General features: G+C 75.5%; 2 protein-coding genes. Both read left to right on the plus strand.

Annotated elements, in window-relative coordinates; all coding sequences use genetic code 11:
• A partial coding sequence (locus JNW98_RS34925; RefSeq protein ID WP_223772291.1) for a TetR/AcrR family transcriptional regulator occupies positions 1–705 on the plus strand: 705 nt, incomplete at its 5' end.
• Positions 706–892: 187 nt separating this feature from the next.
• A partial coding sequence (locus tag JNW98_RS34930; protein ID WP_372459405.1) for an NAD-binding protein occupies positions 893–1,316 on the plus strand: 424 nt, incomplete at its 3' end.

Raw genomic sequence — 1,316 nt, forward strand, 5'->3', positions numbered from 1 at the left:
CCCGCCCCGGCCCCGGACCGGCGGGGGAGCGGTACGGACCCCGGGCTCTCGCCCGAACGGATCGTCGAGGCCGCCCTGGGCATCGCCGACGCCGAGGGGCTGGCCGCCGTATCGATGCGGCGGGTCGCCACCGTCCTGGGCGTGGCGACCATGTCGCTCTACCGGCACGTGGCCGACAAGGACGCCCTCGTGATGCGGATGATGGAGGCCGTCTTCGCCCGGACCCCGTTCCCGGACGTCCCGCCGGACGACTGGCGCGAGCGGCTGACCGTCGCGGCCCGGCTGTTGTGGCAGGTGTTCCGCCGCCACCCGTGGCTCGCCCCCGCCCTCTCGGTGACCCGCCCCCAGCTGGTCCCCAGCGCCCTGCCCTTCACCGAATGGGTGCTCGGCGCCCTGGACGGCCGGGGCCTGGACAGCGCGACGGTCTTCTCCACCCACCTCACGCTGCTCAACTACATCCGCGGCACCGCCGTCAACATCGAGGCGGAGGAGGAGGCGCAGGCCCTGACCGGCATGGACAGCGACACGTGGATGGACGCCCAGGAGCCTGAGCTCCGGCGGATCCTGGCCGGTGGCCGCCTCCCCACGATGGCGCGGTTGTTCGCCTCCGGCCCCTACGACCTCGATCTCGACGAGCTCTTCGAGTTCGGTCTGCGGCGCTTCCTGGACGGCGTCGCCGCGCTCCTGGCGGAGGCCGAGGGCTGAGGAGCCGGCGGCGAACGGAACGGAACGCGCCACCGGGGACGGCGCTTCACGCCGGATCCGGTGCCGTGCGCCCGGTCGTGCCGGGCGTCGTTCCGCGCGAGGCCGACCGGCGGGTAGCGTGGCCGTGCTCGGGGGAAGGCGCCCGTTCCGGTCGCGAGGCCGGGGCGGCCGGAGTCGGGGGTGGAACGTGGACGAGACGGCAGGGACGCGACGTGCGGCGGGACGGGAGCGGCCGCGGCACGCGGTCGTCGTCGGCGGGAGCCTGGCCGGGCTCCTCGCGGCACACGTACTGGCGGACCACGCCGACGCGGTGACCGTCGTCGAACGCGACCGTTACCCCGACGGCCCCGAGCACCGGTCCGGCCTGCCGCAGGACCGGCACACCCACGTCCTGCTGGAGAGCGGCCGGCGGGCGCTGGAGCGGCTGCTGCCCGGCGTCACGGACGAACTGCGCGCGCACGGTGCCCTCTCGATCGGCATGCCCGACGACCTGCTGCACTGGCAGGCCGGCCGCTGGTACCGCCGTACCCCCGCCACCCTCCGCTTCGTCAGCGCCTCCCGCCCGCTCGTCGACTGGCTCGTTCGCCGCCGCGTCCTCGCCCACCCCCGGA

The sequence above is a fragment of the Streptomyces huiliensis genome (assembly GCF_020037025.1).
Lineage (GTDB): Bacteria > Actinomycetota > Actinomycetes > Streptomycetales > Streptomycetaceae > Streptomyces > Streptomyces huiliensis.